Origin of the sequence: Mesorhizobium sp. M7A.F.Ca.US.014.04.1.1 (assembly GCF_003998745.1) — a bacterium.
Taxonomy (GTDB): Bacteria; Pseudomonadota; Alphaproteobacteria; order Rhizobiales; family Rhizobiaceae; genus Mesorhizobium; species Mesorhizobium ciceri.
In genome coordinates this window covers 1-910 of the sequence record NZ_RZRW01001176.1, presented here as the reverse complement: position 1 = coordinate 910, position 910 = coordinate 1, and the positions used below count along the sequence as shown (strand labels likewise).

Here is a 910-nt window from a genome sequence, read left to right as displayed (position 1 = left end):
AATGCGCGGCACAGTCGGTAATCTTCACTAGGTGGACGCTCGGCGATGCGACCGGCGGGCCGGTGCTGTCGTGGACGATCCGCTACCGGCTACGCACGTCGTTCTCGCGCACGGGCAAGACCGCCACCTCTCGAATTGCGGCGCCACGGGGGATCGCGAATAGCGGGCCGGCAGCCGAGGGCGACGAGGTTCTACACGATCAGAACCTACTCGAAGGAATAAGTGAACCCTTCCTTGGAGGCGCCGACGGTGACTTTGGTCATCTTTTCGCCCTCGAGCGACCGGTTAAGCACGCCGCGGCTCAGTTCCGGCAGCAGCGTGTTGGTCAGGATGGCATCGATCATCCGCCCGCCGGATTCGATCTCGGTGCAGCGGGCCTTGACCAGATCCATGACACCGTCGCCGATCACCAGTTCCGCATCGTTGGTTGCCCGCAACCGGCGAGCGATCTTGGCGAACTGGTGGCCAGTGATCGCTTCGATCATCGAATCAGAGAGCGGATAGTAAGGAATGGTCACCACCCGGCCAAGGAAGGCAGCCGGGAAGACCTTCAGCAATGGGCTGCGCAAGGCGGTATCCAGATCGTCGAGCCCGGTCCGCAGCGTGCCATTCCTTGTGCGGTCCATGATAACTTCGGAGCCGACATTCGAGGTGAGCAGGATCAGGGTGTTCTTGAAATCGATCCGGCGGCCCTCGCTGTCGTCCATCATGCCCTTGTCGAAGACCTGGAAGAAGATTTCGTGGACGTCGGGATGCGCCTTCTCGACCTCGTCGAGCAGGATCACCGAATAGGGTTTTCTGCGCACCGCTTCGGTCAGAATGCCGCCCTTGCCGTAGCCGACATAGCCGGGCGGTGCGCCCTTCAGTGTCGAGACGGTGTGCGCCTCCTGGAACTCGGACATGTTGATGG

General features: G+C 61.6%; 1 protein-coding gene. It reads right to left on the bottom strand.

The features are described from left to right. Positions 1 to 206: 206 nt before the first annotated feature. Positions 207 to 910: AAA family ATPase (locus EOA22_RS35380; RefSeq protein ID WP_164756261.1), on the bottom strand; the 704-nt coding region annotated here is incomplete at its 5' end.